The sequence below is a fragment of the Flavobacterium fluviatile genome, assembly GCF_010645065.1.
GTDB classification, from domain to species: Bacteria; Bacteroidota; Bacteroidia; order Flavobacteriales; family Flavobacteriaceae; genus Flavobacterium; species Flavobacterium fluviatile.
Genome location: NZ_JAADZW010000018.1, coordinates 51,731 through 69,346, shown reverse-complemented (window position 1 = coordinate 69,346; position 17,616 = coordinate 51,731). Strand labels below are relative to the sequence as shown.

At 39.0% G+C, this 17,616-nt stretch carries 4 protein-coding genes and 1 pseudogene; 2 read left to right on the top strand and 3 right to left on the bottom strand.

Annotation, left to right across the window (positions count from 1 at the left end):
- Window positions 1-312: 312 nt before the first annotated feature.
- The 3 genes and pseudogenes from GXM17_RS16235 to GXM17_RS16230 all read right to left on the bottom strand — a co-directional run bounded on the left by GXM17_RS16235 (window position 313) and on the right by GXM17_RS16230 (window position 7,411).
- A complete protein-coding gene (locus tag GXM17_RS16235) occupies window positions 313-6,603 on the bottom strand; it encodes an FG-GAP-like repeat-containing protein (protein ID WP_163400400.1) in 6,291 nt (2,096 codons plus the stop codon).
- A 6-nt stretch (window positions 6,604-6,609) separates the two neighbouring features.
- Window positions 6,610-6,849: pseudogene (locus GXM17_RS22010) on the bottom strand (SpvB/TcaC N-terminal domain-containing protein); the annotation flags it as partial.
- A gap of 112 nt (window positions 6,850-6,961) precedes the next feature.
- Window positions 6,962-7,411 carry a T9SS type A sorting domain-containing protein gene (locus GXM17_RS16230; RefSeq protein WP_163400398.1) on the bottom strand — a complete coding sequence of 150 codons (450 nt, stop codon included), beginning with the start codon at window positions 7,409-7,411 and terminating at the stop codon, window positions 6,962-6,964.
- 694 nt (window positions 7,412-8,105) lie between these two features.
- Between GXM17_RS16230 and GXM17_RS16225 the strand changes: the two genes are divergently transcribed.
- Window positions 8,106-8,981, top strand: coding sequence for a tail fiber protein (locus GXM17_RS16225; RefSeq protein WP_163400396.1), 876 nt, complete (start codon window positions 8,106-8,108; stop codon window positions 8,979-8,981).
- A gap of 14 nt (window positions 8,982-8,995) precedes the next feature.
- Complete coding sequence (locus tag GXM17_RS16220; RefSeq protein WP_163400455.1) at window positions 8,996-17,548, top strand: LamG-like jellyroll fold domain-containing protein; 8,553 nt, start codon at window positions 8,996-8,998, stop codon at window positions 17,546-17,548.
- The last annotated feature ends 68 nt before the right edge of the window (window positions 17,549-17,616 follow it).

Sequence of the window (17,616 nt, the reverse complement as noted above, 5' to 3'; positions counted from 1 at the left end):
CTGTTAGTAGGATTGAGATTTTATGACTGCCAAAAAAAACGGGTTTTTCTTTTATAATTTTCGATCTGTTTGATTTAGAAAAATAAATATAGTTCATTAGTAGAAAAATCAAAGTAATTCCAATCATGGGCCATTTTCCCGTATTATAACAAAAAAAATGAATTATTAATAAATTAAAAATTGCACTTGCAAAAAAACCTTCAGCAATGCCTATTGCCCAAATAGTTGTTGAATGAGGAGTATCGTCCTTCACAAATTTTGTGTAAAATAAAAAACTGTAATAATATATAACTTTCATATAAATATTTGATATTAATATCCGAATTTTTCTTTCCTGTATGGTAACCATATCCTTTGTTTCCAATCTTGGTAAAAATTCATTTTGCTTATAAACCTTCCTCCTTCCCATCCAACTCCCCAAGCAGCTCCATAAAGTCCACCGAAAGTACTATAAATATTTGAGCTTTGTTCTGTAGCAAAAGTAAAACCATTAATTTTATTATCTTGATAATCATTGTAAATAGACAAGCCACTGTATGCGCCTAAAGCTCTTCCTGCCCACTTAAATCTATTAGCAATCCTTAAACCTGATGCTATTTTTCCTCCTGTATAACCATTTCCATTAAAATTTTGGCTGTATGTTTTCATTTGTTTAATGCTGTACCAAGTTTGATTATTAAACATTTTATTTTCAGCCCATGACAATGTAGTACCAATTGTTGTTAAGACACCTCCAGTTGTATCATATTCGAAAACAGGTTTCGGATTTTGACTATATTGCGTTATTAAGGGTTCATTACTACCTATATTATTTGCTGCTTTAAAATCAAAATTATTATTATTATTCAAATTCACATAACTGCTCAAATTAGGAGGTGGTCCGTCTCCGCCACCAAACCATTTAGAAATACTTTTTCCCCAGTTATTTAAATTTAAATTTTTCTTGGTCCAGTCACTGACTCCCCATTTTCTAAAGCTTATATTTTTATTCGCCCAGTCTTTGATTCCCCAACTATCCCAATTATTTACGAGCGTAGAAAAAATACCTCCCATAATACCTTGTTGGGTATCACTTGGTCCATTATTCTGATTAGTCTCATTGCTTTTAATATTATTATTTGGACAAATATCACAATTTGAAAAATTTCCACTAGGATCACTGTACAACAACGGATTATTTAATACATACCCATACTGATTATAATTCTGCGTATTAGTAGGATCCTGTATATAATTATCAACCTGTAAAAACCGGTGTAATAAAGGATCATACAGTCTGGCATTCATATTGATAAGCCCAACACTTTGCAGATGCTCATGACCTGTATAACCTCTATCCAGAACAGTTAATCCGTTAAGGGTATTACCCGCTCCGTCCTGTACTTTTATAAGGTCGCCCCAGGCATCAAATAATCTTTTTTCGACAACCGCACCGGCATCATTGGTTATGGCCAAAATGGTGCCCTGATAATCGCGGTGTAAATATAAATAATTTGCAGGGTTTATACCATCGCTCTTTACGGCAATAGGAGCGCTGTATCCGTCACCGGCAATATAAGTTACAAATTCTATGGCACCGGTAGTTATATTTTGTTTGATCTCCATACTGCCATCAGCAGCATAATGTTTGCGTAAAGGTCTTAATTCTTTGTCTTCTAAACTGCCATAATACATCGTACTGCGTTGTTCATCGGTATTGTAAGTAAAACTGATTTTCTCGACACCGGTTTCCTCAATTTGTATTGGGCTTTTAAAGGCGTTATAAGTAATATTCAATTTGCGTTCAGTTGTAGGGGCATTGCTGGTTTTACGGATTTGCACGTCATCAAACCAGATGTTGCCTTGTGCATTATTGTCCAAACGCAATCGTATTCTTTTTACAGAGGCGGGTACCAGAAAAGTTTTGGTTATTTGGGTCCATGCACCAGTAACATTGCTGACTACGTTATCATGTGTAATACCGTTGAGCCCGTCCTCCATAAACAAAAACAGCTGTGTCTCGGGACCGTCACTATACACCCATGCCGAATAAGTATACGCTGTTGGGACTGCATTATCAATTGCAATCCATTTGTCTGAAAAAACATACTGTTCGGTAGTAGTCGTGTTGGATAACTTTAAAGTGTTTTTTCCTTTGCCATGCGGCACTTTGGTATCGTCATAACTAAAAAAGTTGTTATTTGGATGTTTTTCAGTTCCCCATCCGGTTCGGCTTTCCATACTGTCATTATAAATTCCTTCTCTGTTGGCATAATAACCGGTAGCTTCAGGGTTTAAAGTGATGGCTGTATTCTGGTATTTTTTGTTCGGATCATAATCGTAAGTGCCCAGATTATTGCTCGTTATTTTTCCCGAAGCGTCATAAGTTTGGGTTTCCTGAACACTGTATTTATTAGTGAATTCTTTTAATCTTCCAAGCTCATCATAGTCAAAATCCTCTGTATAATTACCAAAAGCACTATTAATACGTTGGTCCAGATTGTCTGTATTTTTATCAAATTTAGTGGTAAGCGTGATGATATTGTCTGTTGGCTGTGTAGTTTTATCATGTTGTATTTTAGATAAATAACCGTCTGTATCATAGGTATTGGTCATTTTGATGCCATTTCCTGTGATGCTCTCGAGTAGCTGCCCCTTAGCACTAACGGTATTGACCTGCCATAATACTTTGTTGTTTACATCAAGAATCTGATGCAAAGCACCGTTTTTATATACATTTTTAGTTACGACAGTACTGCTTTTCCCGCCGGCCTCGGCAGTTTTGGTTTCTGTAATAACCCTTCCCAAAGCGTCATAATCAAAAGATTTGATAAATTTGTAAGCTCCGGTTTTTTGTTCTGTAATAGAAGTTGGACGTTTAAATGTAGGATCGTAAATGATAGAAGTTGAAATATCATTTGCTCCGGATGGTTCATTTAAATCTTTGTAACTTATGGTCAACGGTAATTTTGCACCATCATATGTATAAGTAGTTTCGCTGTTGGTACCCGGTCCTGTCGTTGTTTTTTTAGTAATTCTTCCGCTTCCATCACGGACAATAGTGGTTTTTACATTGCCATTTTGTGAAGTTTCTTCTTCTAGTTCTCCAAAGTCATTGTGTTTATATCTAAAAGTACCGGCAGAAGGATCAATAAGGGCAGTTTTTTGACCCCAGCCATTTTGCTCCATATCGATACTTATATCGTTGTAACGGGTTTGTTTTAAATTCCCGTTGGCAAAGTAGGAATAATTAATTGTCCCGCCCAGTGTTTCGTTAGTAGAAACTACATTCCCAACGGCATTTTTAGTAATGGTTTTGGTTTTTAAGCCATCAGTAATAGTAGAGACAAGGCCTAGTGGATAACTGACTGTTGTTGTTCTGCCATTAAACTGTTTTGTTTCTGTTGGTCTGCCGTAGATATCAAACTTGGTTTCGTTCCATTGTGTAGGAGCCGATCCAAAATAAGGCTCACTTGTTTTGTAAACACGGTCATAAATGTCATATAAATAGGATACGTATGAAAAAGCACCATTGATGTCTTTTACTCCCGATTTTATTTTACGTCCCAAATCATCCAATATTTGCACAGAAGCACTGCCATCAGGTGCATTTGTTGTAATTGTAGTTTGTGATCTGATTTGAGGATGAAATAATTGCGTATAAGTTGTCGTGGTTGTCAAATTTAACTGATCGTCTTTTGCGGTTAAAGGCTTAGACCAGGAGTCATAGGTGTAAGAGGTGGAAAATCCGTTGGTATCCGTCTCTTTTTCTAGTAACCCATTGATGTCATATTCAAAAGTAGAAAACAATAAATCATTGTCCGTTATTTTGGTTACAAAGCGCCCGGATGGATCATATTCATACATCGTACTCCTTGGCTGTAAAGGAAGTGGTGCTGTAATGGTCTTTTTGGTAATATTTCCAAATGAATCATAATCATTATGTTCCTTTATGGTAGCTGTTCCTGTTCCGCTCTTATCAATGTCCGAAAGTAACTGATTGGAATTGTAGGTATAAACTTCCTTACTGCTCATAGTAGGGGCACCGCTAAGGCTCACACTTTGGGTTTTTTGAGAAGGTCTTCCTAAGATGTAAATCGGACTTATAATAGGATCCTGATAATCTATTGTGGTAAGGGCAGTGTGCGTGTCACCAGATCCCTGAGTCACAGTCTCGATGCTTTTGATATTATTTTCAGTATCAAAAGTATTGGTGGTAGTAACACTAGTATTATCTAAACCATTATATTGTACGCTGTCTGTGTTTTGTAGTTTAAAGACTTTATTTTCCTGCAAAGCGACCTCTGCGGTTGACGGTGTGTAAGACAAAGTAGTTTTAGAAGTAAAGTTTGAAGGTGAAAAACCAGCATAAGGATATGTCAGGTAAGGCAGCACATAACTATCGGTTACTGCGCCTCTTAATTTTAAGTCTCTGTTGGTTACAGAACTCATGATGATGTTGCTGCTGTCATGCCAGTTGGTTTCCATCATAGATTTGAATCCCATAAAACCAAGGCCTTCTAAATGGCTTACTGCTCCATAATAGCCATATAATTTCTTTTTGGAAACACTGCCGCTCTTTTTTTCTAACTGTGTAACAATCTGAAAATTGGGAGACGACACGATGTCGCTGTATGGATAGGTTTCTGTTCCAAGACTTGACTTATAGATGGAATAATAATCATTTTCATACATCTCGTCTAAGGGCTGATACGTGATAAACTCCTGTACGCCATTTCCGGCTGTAATTCGGGTTAGCAATTCTTTGGAAGTATCTTTTGGGGAACTGAAAAAATGTAATTTATTTTTGTTGATAAATGCAATTTCAAAACGTGGAAGATGTTGGTCATTGGATGGTAAATATACAGGTAATGCATAGATGTCAATATTAAATTGTTCAGAACTAATTGCAGTTTTAGTAATGTAGGTATTAGGTGCCGTTTCCGTATAGGTGCTGACCTGAATAGTTCCGGCAAGGGGAAAAGTTTTTCTTGTGTTTTTTACTATTGTTAAATCACTTTTTCCATCATTATCATAATCAGTTGCAAAATAATTATAACTGTTACGTGAATCATTAGCGGTAAAGGGTGCATAATTAGGTAAGTTTTCTATAGTATATCCATTCCCTTTTGATGGAAACCTGTACCACAAGTTAGCAGTACCGGGGCTTGGTATGATAAAATCAGATTTTCCGTCTCCATTAAAATCTCCTATTACAATTTTTACGTCCAGTCTGATAGCTGAATTAATGGTTTCGGATATTTTAACCAGAGTATTATTTTCATTTAGGGTATAAACTTTCAAGACTCCGGTATCAAATACGAAAATATCCGATTTTCCATCCCCATTATAATCCGCTACATAGCATTGACTTTGTGCAGTAATGGGTAGTGTGCCTGATTCATTTGCATAATTTGAAACGAGTCTTCTGTCTAAATTGACAAAATACGATTTACCGCCATTATACGTACCTGTTGTTTTGGGACCAACAATACAATTTCTTGTATAATAAGTAAACGTCTTTTCTATGATGACAACATCAGTTATTCCATCTCCATTAAAATCACCGTTCATATAAAGTTTAGGAATATCTTCTGTCATTGTACTGGTACCGTTGCAATCAGTAAATGGATGTGAAAATGTAGGAAAAACATATGACTTAGAACCTTGTGGATAAATAAGTGTGGAACCGTCAGTGGCATAGGTATCAAAAGTTGTTGCCATTACCAGTTTCTTTACAACCGTCCAGCCCTTACTGTACCAGTATTTGTTATTTTGCGTTAAAAAAGAAACCGGAAAAATTTCATCAAAACCGTATTCCTCTGGTATTTGCTGTCCAAAGTTTGGATAGGTTTGGGCACCAGTATTAGGGCTAATACCGGTAAAAAGCCAGTATTTTTTTTTAGCATCAGATCCTGTAGTAGGATATAAAATAAAATCCATAGCACCGTCGCCGTCAAAATCACCCGATACTGTAGAAGCATTTATCGAAGAAACATTGTTAACGTCTATAGTATTTGGATTAGGAATATAATTGAGAGTACTTTCAGTAGTATTGTATTGAAAAACAGTTGGATTATAACTTTTTGATTTATTACCATTTTTTTCTGTAACCTTACTTAATTGGTCATAATTTTGTGTAGTTTGAGTGTATTCAAGCAAATAATTTCGAAATCCTATATTGTTACTTATGGATTGAATTTCCTTTAATCGGTACTCCTGATCGTATTTGGCTCCTCCTATATAGGAACTTTCTTTACGGGATCTTGGTTCATAAGTAAATTTAATTTCATTAATAGGTGTTGAAGATCCACGTGTACCGTACTTAATTGAGGTTATGTTTTTCCAACCGTTAAAGCCAGACTGAGTGTACTCATATTTAATATTAACACCTTGTGCATTTTCCCAATAAGTAATTCCCCATTCCAAAGATGTACCTTCGCCATTTTGATATCCATAATAAGCTTTTGATCCGTCTGGATATTCTACCAAAAAATAAACTGGTCCCGAATAGGGATAGCTTGGATTTGTATATGAAGTTATTTTGACATTAGAGAAGTTTTCAGTTTCATATTGCGTACCATTTGCCCCATAAATTCCACCAGTTCCTTTTTTTACAACCAATCGTTCACCATCTAAAGCAAAACGGTCATCTAAAAGATCTACTGACTTTATTTTTTCATCATGAAATTTAGTTTTAGGAATACGGGTAATCTTAGAAACTCCGGAAACATTCCATCCATAACCTGCAAGCCCGGGACCGCTCTGGCTATTGTAAGACAGAGTAATTTGTGGTACAACTCCGTTAATTCCCGGAGGTACTGCAATAGGTATAGTATAAGATGCACCACCAGATAAGGTAACAGCCAGATCTCCCGTTGTAACACCGGTTTCGGCAGATGTACCTGTTGGGTTGGTCTGGGCAGAAATAAAAAGTGAAAAACTTAGAAATAATATCGAAAAGTAAAATTGCTTTATGCTGTTATTTTTTTATAATTTTTATTGTTTTAGGCGCTCCGTTTCGGTACGTCAGTGAAACAATATAAACCCCGCCTGAGTAACTTTGAAAAGGAATATTAAAAGAATCGACAGTAGCGGTATTGCGGTATGTGGCTAATACCTGACCGGTTATCCCTGTTATCTGTATCGAGCTGACAGAATTGTCATTAGTAAGTTCCCACTTGAGGTACAACTCTTCTTTTACCGGGTTAGGATAATAAGAAATCACATCTTCAGACGAAAATTGAAGTAAATCTTCGTTGGTGATGGCTTCATTTGCAGCATCTTTGGCAGGTTTTTGGGTTTGACAGTTTAAGCAAAGTGCTCTGACGATTTGATTTCCGGTCAGCGGATCATATGAAAACGTTAGTTTATCTTGTGCGGCAGATAAAAAGAACGTTACAAACATTAAAAAGGTTAAAATCTTTCTCATTTAAATCAGATGTTAATAAAATGCAAAAGAATACCAAAAATTATTATGCCACAATACCTGTTTTGATTTTTAATATAAATATGCTTACATGTGTACTTAATCGATAAAATGATATTTTTAATCGATATTAAATGTTAAATTCGAAATAATTACTTCAAAAAAACAAAATAGAAACTGTATGAATTTTAAAATGATAAAATTTGCAATAGATATAACACTTTTTTTTAAAATAAGGTAGTACAGCTTCCTGCTAAATTTACCGGCGAGGTAAACGTATAAATCTATTCACAAAAAGCGATGGAATTGTATGGCTTTTATTATCAGCTGTCCGAAATTTTCCTTATGAAAAGCTGCGTTGATGTCTCTGACTTTGCCCCGCTGCCGCTACGAATCCTTTCGTGTGGCTCTTCCTGCTTCATCCACCTGCAATAAGAATATAACCATTCACAAAGCTATTAGGAGTTGATAACTTTTATCATGAAAATTTATCAAAATAAATAATTTCCCACAGAAACAAAAATACCCTAAAAAGCCTCTTTCCTTTATTTTCAGGAGTTGACCTGATAATCATTTTTTTTAACTGTTTATTATATAGAAATGATTATTTCAATTGAAAAATAAATATTTTATTTGCAAAAAATTTGAGAATAAGATTAATAATTTAACATAAACAAAACCTAACAAATCCTTAACTATGAAGTCAAAATTACTTTTTCTATTATCTTTAATGTTATGCGCTGTAGCATCAAATTATGCTCAGGTTTCAGCGACCCAGGCCGGCATTGCAGTACAGGGTATTGCCCGCGATGCTAATAACACAGCTATTGCAAGCAAAAATATCAACCTAACTTTTACTTTATATTATCTGGATGCTTCAAGCATTGAGCAGAAAATTTATGAAAAAGATGAAAATTTAATGACCGATACTTTTGGTATTTTCTCTTATGTAATTGATCCGACTGCTGCTAATAACAGCAAATTTGCTAACAATGTAGCATATTTAAGAATAAAAAACGGTCAGGTACTGATCTCAGATGAAAAATTACGTCATGTTCCGTATGCAATTTCTGCCAGCAATGGAGTGCCTACGGGATCAATAATGCCTTTTATTGGTACAACAGCGCCTCAGGGATGGGTAATCTGTAACGGACAAAGTTTAGTATCTGTTCCTGGTGCTGCAGATTTAATTGCCTTGTTGGGCTCAAATACCGCTCCAAACCTGCAGGGTATGTTTTTGAGGGGAACAGGAACCAGTCCGGTGAATTCTCAGGCAGGTCCGGCTTTAAAAGGGACTCAGAATGATGATTTGGAATCACACAGCCACGGGTCAGGGAATCTTGTGAATAGCACAAATGGTAGCCACACACATAACTGGAACTTCGGAACAGAAGGGGATGACTCGGGTAGCGGGGGCAGCCACGCTGAATTTACAAGAATTGGTGGTACACAAACTGATGTAATTGCTGCAGCAGGGAACCATACCCACACCATCTCCGGCTCAACAGCTGCAACGGGTGGTACTGAAACCCGACCAGTCAATTATGGTGTAAACTATATCATTAAACTGTAAGCATCCTAATAATGATGAAAAAATTAATTATAACGTTAGTCTTCGGGCTGATGGTTACGGGCTTATGGGCGCAGGTGGGTCAGGGTGCCAGAGTGGTAAACTCATCACAGGCGGTTCAGAGCAATGGATTCACCATACAGGTAGGACTTCCTTTTTTAGGGCAGAATAAAAATAGCGCAACCCGAACAATACAGCCTGTAGATGTAAGGTTCCCATGGTCAACATTATACCTGTACAATACTTTTGCAGAAGAATCTTTTGATGTTTCTAAAGGGTATTTCGGAGATAAAATTTTGATCACCTGGGATTTGAGAAGCAATTTTGAGCTCATCAGCAGTATCAAAATTTACAAAAAAGAATACAGCGAACCGGATAGCAAATATGTTTTTGTAGGCAGTGTGGCACCAAGTGTAACCCAGTACGAAGATAAATATGCAGAAGGAGGCGTACTGTTTCAGTATAAGGTAGTCGCAGAAGGTGTAAGCAAAATGGAAAGTCTGTACACGACTCATATTACAGGCTATGGATACAGAAATCCAACAGCAATTGTTACCGGTAATATAAGTTATGAAGGGGGTAATCCGGTTAAGGATGTTATTGTCATGGCAAGTACTGCCGGTAACAGCGTAAACCCGGGCAGCTCACTGGATATTGCGGCTGCCGGAAGCGTTAAGATTGATAATTCTAAAACGCCAATTACAAATGCGGTAACGTATCAGGCTTGGGTAAAACCTAAAAACCAGTTTACAAACGACAGTGGCACACCAATCAGATTGGTTAGGCTGGTAAACCTGGAGGGTACGAATCTGGATGTAACGGCCAATTTACTGGCGGCGTCAAAAAAACTGTCGGTAGCAGTAGGGAACAGCGTATTCGAAATACAAAATTACTTCCCGTCAGGAAAATTAAATTCAAGGGGTGATGATCTTCTGGTTCCTGTCAGCGAATTTAACAACAGTTTTGTACATTTCTCTGTAGTAATAAATGATGGCAAGGCTCCATTGCTGTTCATCAATGGTAGGCCGGTAACAACTGCTTATAAAGAAACTGTAAACAGTAAATTAATTGGGGTCGATGCAAATTATACAGCACCTTATTTTAATGTGACGGTTCCTGCTCAGGCAAACTCACTGAAGTCTTCTGGCGGAAATCCAACAGATTGGACAAAAGTGAATGTAGGGGGAGGAAACGATGCTTATATCGATGAAATCCGAATTTGGAAAGCAGAACTGGAATCAACAGCAATCAGGACAGATTACGCCCGTTATATTAGCGGTAACGATCCACGTTTGATAGCCTATCTGAGAGCAAATGAAAAAGTAGGGCTTTATGCTTACGATTTGTCCAGAAACGGATTTAATTACAATAAAAACCACGGTAGCTTCGAAAATGTTTCCTGGGCAAAGGGGGCAGTAAATTTCCCTACCGCAGATCAGTTGGGTATTTTGGGGGTTACGGATAAAAATGGTAATTACGAAATTACGGCCATACCATATTCTGGTACAGGGGAATCTTTTACCATAACGCCTATGTACGGAAACCACAAGTTCGAATCGGCACAGCAATTGGTGTTTTTAGGACAGGGTGCTGAGGTAGTCAATAAGGTAAATTTCATAGACAAATCTTCTTTCAGTTTCAAAGGGGTGGTGCAGTATGATACGAGAGGGGTTTTCCCTTCATTCGTTGATGTTGATACGAAGACGGCTTCTAATGTGGGTACATCATGGATCAGTGGTCCCGGCATTCTGGACGAAGGCTACAATTACTATGAACTTTCTACAGGCGAAAAATACGCAAAAGGGCAGTACTGGATGAATGATGCAGGTACTCCTGCAGATAAATCAGATGATTTTTTAGACAGATATGCAGCCATTTTTACGCAAGGCGCTAATGTGTATATAGACGGAATTATTGTATTGGACAAAAATAACGTGCCGGTTCTAACAGATGATAAAGGGTTCTTTGACATCAGTGTGCCTATAGGAAACCATTATATTACAGTAAAAAAAGAAGGCCATGTCTTTACGTATAACGGACGTTTCCCGGCAAATGACTTTAAAGAGTTTTTTGAAGATTCAAATGAGCCGGTGGTGTTTGTTGATAATACAAGAGTGGTAGTAGCAGGTAAAGTTGTGGGTGGCCCTGTAGAAGCTGCTAAAGTGACAGGCTTTGGAGACAAAGGTCTGGTGACTAAAACGGTTAAAGATGCTAATGGAAACACGACAACTGTTGAGGTAAGTGCTAAAAACAATATTGGTAAGGCCAGCTTTACTTTAGGATATGCACCTGTGGGAGCAAATGTTACGCCTTATACGAAGTTTAACTTTTTAACAAACGCCGCATCGGGAGAGTATAGAGTTGAGGTAATGCCATTGCGATACGATCTGAAAGCGGAAGATTTAAAAATCCCAAGTTCTACACCGCCTCTTTCTTTATTAAAAACGGGTACTACAGAAGTATTTGATTTTTCTAAAGTAACGGTGCCGGTAACACCTGAATTCACTTATACAGACGGAACAGTTGAAAAAAAGGAAATAGGAAAACCATACCACTATGAAAAGAGTTTTACCTATCGCTCTACACCAACATTAGAGGTGACACAGCAGACTTCTGATGCATCGATTGATGTAGATGGGACAAATATGTCAACTGCCGGATTTGCAAATCCTGTTTATACACAGTTTCATTCGTATAAAATTGTGCTGAACCGTTTTGAGCGTTACACTAATAACGATGTATCACCTGCTGTTTCGGTAACAGTGCCGGTAACAGATGGGGAGCTGATTAAAAACAATAACCTGGCGTTGGCAAACTCGGAGAACGTGACGGTAAACGGTAGTAATTTAACCTATACTTTTAAGGCTGGACTGCCTTCAATCACGCCTCCCTTCCAAATTACAAGTACATTGAAATACAGGATAAACGAGGTGGATTATGATGTGGAAAATTATAAGGATACCGGGATTATTTTAGGAGGAAAAGCAGATGGAAGCCAGACGTTTGTAACGGCGGCTCCGGATGTTCCGGCTATTATTTTAAGGGATCCGCCGGGTTCTAACAGTTTTGCTACGATCGAAAAAGGAGAAAGCATCTCATTTACGTCAGAGGCCTCTTTTGCACACCAGGAAGGTGTTTCAGAAGAAGTGACTATTGGGGCTGGGGTGTATTTTGAACTTCAGGGCGGATTGGTTCCAACTCCGAAAGTGACGATCGAAACGACAAATTCTGCTATCGCGGGTATTGGTCTTAATAATACCTCCGAAGATGGAAATACGGTAACGAGTACTTATACGTTCAATAAAGCAATCTCAACCAGTGATGCAACGGATTATGTAGGTGCAGACGGAGATTTATACATAGGGAACTCGAAAAATATATTTTACGGTTCTTATGATAATGTAGAGGTGTCTAAAACAATCCCTAAAAAATATGTGAATGGGGTTACGTTACAATTGCCGCAAAATGAATATGTGAATTTAGGTACGGCTGCTGCTCCGGTTTACATCAGTAAACAGAAAGCACTGAGTTTTGTGGACAAGCCAACGGAAACTTTTTTCATGTATTCGCAGAAACACATTTTAACCAATCTGATCCCGGAATACGAGTTGTTTATTTCAACGAATTTAAACGGGCCAAATCCAAATTCAGCAGAAAACATCCAAAAAAGGGAAGAGTACGCGGAGAAAATAAGATTATGGCGAAAAGTGATTCTGGACAACGAAAAAAGCAAATATGCAGCTAAAAATGACCGTACAGGATACAAAGGGAATTTGGCAAATGTGATAAACGGCTTTAACGATAAGGTTAGTGGGGCTTATAACGGTACAAGTGATCCGGCAGCGAAGTCAAGATTAACGAACCAGCTAAAGGAATCAAAAGACATTAAGAATTTACTGGATGCGAATTTTGAAAAAAATATCTCATTTGATTCTGGTGTCGGAGAGTACAACCAGAGTGTAGAAACAAGTGTGGTTTCGGCATCTTCGACGTCTTATAACCTGGTAATCGATGAGTCGGTAGCGGCAATACTGGGTACTTCGGTAAACAAGGTTGGGGTTGAATTCAATACAAAAGCATTCTTCCAGCAGGATATCAATTCTTCATTAGCGAAGGAAACGACAAATACGACGAATATAAGTTATACTTTAAAGGATAATGATCCGGCTAACTTCTTGAGTGTAGATGTGGTGAATTCATTTGATGGTAACGGTCCGGTATTCATCACGCAGGGCGGAAGGACATCTTGTCCTCAGGAAGGGGCTGAGCTTACTAATTTCTATAACCATACGGATTATAATGAAGCGGCGGCTAAGATTAAAATTGATCCGTTAGTTGAGACAAAGCGTCAGCCTTTGACATTCGCTACGCAAAAGGTAGAAGTGCCGGTATTGACGGTAACGGATAACGATATGAGCAATATCGTAGAAGGAAAAAATGCGGAGTTTGAACTGAAACTGGAAAACAACAGTATGTCGGGATCTGATGCGAATTACTTGCTGAAAGTGGACAATACAACGAACCCGAATAACGCGTTGATTAACATTGAGCAGAACGGTACAATAGTATTTGTGCCTTACGGAAAAACGACTACGTACAAGCTGACTTTGGCGAAATCCATTTCAGATATTTACGAATACAAAGACATCCGTATCGTATTGCAGTCATTATGTGATGGCGAGGATGTAAGTTCATCTGTTTTGGTTTCGGCACATTTTGTTCCGTCCTGTTCTCCGGTTTCGGTGAGTGCTCCGTTGAACAACTGGGTGCACAATATGGAAACGGCGTACAATACAGATGGGACTACAAACCCGCTGCTGATTAACGTATCGGGCTACAATACAAAGTTCAGCAGTTTCAAAAAAATAGATTTGGAATACCGTCTGGCAACAAGCCCGAACTGGATTCGTCTACAGACGTATTACGGCTCGCAGGCATTTTATGACGCTGCTGTATTGAACAATGAAACGCAGATTACATATATCGGTTCAAATGCAGCCATGGCATATAATTTCGACATCGCAGCGCTGAAGCTGTTGGACGGAAATTATGAAATCAGGGCAAGAAGTACGTGTACCAATGGTACGGAGTACATATCAGATGTGATTACCGGAAGGGTGGATTTGCATGCACCGCAGCGTTTCGGTACGCCATTGCCTATTGACGGTATTTTGGGTGCAGGTGAAGACCTGAAAGTAAGTTTTAATGAATCTGTTTTCTACAATTCGGCGGTAAGTACGATCGAAATAAAAGGGCAGACCAACCAGTTGCCGGTAGATCATAATGTATCTTTGCGTTTTGATGGATCTTCGAGTACAGCGGTCATAAACAGTCCGAAAATCACATCGGGTGATCTTACATTTGAGTTCTGGATGAACAACAGCACTACGGCTGCTTCGGCTGCTGTAATAGCACAGCAGGAAGGATTGAACATCAACCTGAAAAATGACGAGATTTATTTTAATATCGGAACTGTAACGGTAAACGGACCGGTAACAAAGGACAATTTGTACCATCATTATACTTTTACGCACAAAAGCAGTACCGGCGAAGTTCGTATTTACGAAGATGATAAAGAAATTGGGGTCAATACGGGAACCGCAAACATGCAGTTTTCGAATAACAATGCGCTGGTAATCGGGGGGAATTCATTTGTGGGTAACATGCACGATCTGCGCCTCTGGAACAAAACCATTGGTTTAGATGAAGCGTACGCTAAAATGTACACGAAACTGATCGGAAACGAAGCAAGCCTGATCGGTTACTGGCCAATGGACGAAGGTCGCGGAACGCTGGCAAACGACAAGGCACGCTACAAACATGCAGTCGTAAAAGCCACTTGGGATATCAAGCCAAAAGGAACATCGTATGAGTTTGCAAATGGACAGAACCTGGCATTAACGAATGTCAATTTTGTGCAGCTGACCAAAGAAATGGATGCTACGGTATCATTCTGGATAAAAACGGCGGTGTCTCAGGAAGCGACCATCTTTTCAAACGGAAAAGGGGACGGAACAGATCTTGTACAGTCAAACGGACTGGCAAATAAATGGGCCATTAACATGAAGTCGGATGGTAACCTGACCTTAGAAAGCGAAGGACGTTCGTACAAACTGACCAGCCAGAATCTGGCAGACGGCAACTGGCATAACGTAACGTTATTGTTCAACAGGCTGGGGTCTTTAAAAACGTATGTTGATGCAGCTAATGTTTCATCAAATCAAATGGCAGCCATAGGTGGTTTCTCAGGAAGTAAAATCTGGCTTGGGGCTCGCGGATCGGTAGATTTGGCGAATAATGAAACGGTGGACAGGCCTTTTACAGGTAAAATAGACGAATTCCAGTTATGGAATACCTTGCGAAACGAAGAGCAGATAAGCAGGGACCGATACAATGAAGTAGATGTGGAAAGCATCGGATTGTTGTTGTACTCCAGATTAAACACACCGGACCCGGCAAATGCAAACGGACCAAGATATTACCATGCAGATGTAAATCAGACAGTAATTGCAGACAATGCAATGCTGAGCAATGGAGCGGTAAAATATTCGGATGATGTACCTGCAATTAAGCCGGAAAGGGCATTGGTGAAATTCATGGTGAATCATATCATCAATAAGGATGAAATGATACTGGAACCGGTGATAACAGACTGGGCTTCGCTGGAAGGGCAGATTGTGGATGTGACGGTACACAAAATGTTCGATAGTGCAAACAACATGCAGCAGTCTCCGGTGACCTGGACGGCATACGTGAAACGTAATGAAGTAAGCTGGTTTGCTGAAGGATATAATGAAGTAGTAGATATCGTAAAAAATACCGCTGCTGCAAAATCGTTCGAAATTACCTTGCTGAACAAAGGTGGCAAAGGACAGCCTTATACCATTACAAACATACCAAAATGGTTGAAGTTAAGCAGTACATCGGGCACAATAGCGCCAAACAGTAAAATCATTATTACGGCAGCTATTGACAAAGAACTGACGGCTGGGGAATACCTGGAAAACATGTACCTGCAGACCGACTTTGGGTACGACGAAAAAATGCAGATTAAATTGAGGGTGCTGGCGCCTGATCCGGGCTGGACAGTAAATCCGGGTGATTTTAAATACAGCATGAATATCGTAGGAAGGATAAAAGTGGATGGACGTTTTTCAGAAGATTCCTATGATAAAATTGGGGCATTTTACAACGGGCAGGTACGAGGGGCTGTAAACCTGGTGTATAACGCAGCGTATAAGGAATATTATGCTTTCTTAACCGTGTACAGCAATACGGCTTTCGGAGAAGAAATCGAATTTAAGATCTGGGATTCGTCGCAGGGCGAAATCCTGCAGGGAACGCTGAACGGAAAATTATCAGTGGCTTTTGCAGAAAACGAAACAGTTGGGAAGTTAAGCCAGCCGGCTATTTTCGAAAATTCAGATTTGGTAGAACAGCACATTAACTTTAACAAGGGCTGGACCTGGGTTTCTTTCAACGTAAACGATGCTAATTTTTCAGACCTGAATAAACTGACGGCGAATTTAAAATTAGAAACCTCAGATCGTATCCTGAGTTATGCTCCTGCTCTTTTAGAGACGTATTTTAAAGACGGTTCAAGACCGGCAAACAGTGGCTGGTCAGGAACAATCAGTGCCAATGGTGGTGTAAACAGCACCAAAATGTATAAAGTATATATGGCACAGGAAAATCCTTTAATTATAACAGGTACTTACGTAAACGTGGCAGATTGGAGTTTTCCGATCCAGAACAACTGGAACTGGCTTCCATATACGCTGGCAGGCAATCAGTCGGTAAACGAAGCCTTGGCGTACTTTGATGCAGCAGACGGTGATGTGATTAAATCGCAAAACTTGTTTGCAATCTACGATCCTCTGGTAGGCTGGAACGGAACGCTGAATTACCTGGAAGCAGGCAAAGGCTATATGATCAAATCAAGCAAGGCACAGACCTTCAAATATCCGGGCTATTTGGCGAATACGGCTAAAAAGAAAACGGCTAAAAACATCGCTCAGGAAGCAATTCCGCAACAGTTTAAGCAGTATCAGGACAACATGAATGCAATCGTGCAATTGCCGGAAGGCTATAAAGAACTGTTTGCTTATGATGCGAATGGAATCCTGAAAGGGGAGGCAAAAACACAGTTTGTAAACGGTAAGGAACTGAGTTTTATAACAGTGTACGGCGATAAGCCGGAAACCTTGTCTTTCTATATAAGCGACGGTATAACGAAGAAAAAAACAAGTAAAACGTTCCCTTTTGCGGGTGATAACGTTCTGGGTACTTTGGCACAGCCGGTCATTATCGACGAAGCAACAGGCGGCATAAAAGTATATCCAAACCCGTTTGATAATGAAATTACGGTAGAATTGAATGCGGCAGAAAAGGAACAGATAGTAGTGAAGTTGGTTGCATTGACGGGGCAGTTGCTGTCGGCTGAAAAACGAACACTGAGTGCCGGGACAAATTTTATAAAGATAAATCCTGTTGTGGCCTCTGGGGTGTATCTGCTGAAAATAGAGCGCAAGGGGCAGACAGAAATTTTTAAAGTAATTAAAAACCAGTAATCACATAATTCGCCTCCCGTAAAAAACAGTCTAAAGTTTTACGGGAGTACCGGATTAGGGATAGAAAA

Coding starts and splice junctions, on each gene's coding strand:
- GXM17_RS16225 (WP_163400396.1), top strand. CDS start 8,106: ATGAAGTCAAAATTACTTTTTCTATTATCTTTAATGTTATGCGCTGTA.
- GXM17_RS16230 (WP_163400398.1), bottom strand. CDS start 7,411: ATGAGAAAGATTTTAACCTTTTTAATGTTTGTAACGTTCTTTTTATCT.
- GXM17_RS16220 (WP_163400455.1), top strand. CDS start 8,996: ATGAAAAAATTAATTATAACGTTAGTCTTCGGGCTGATGGTTACGGGC.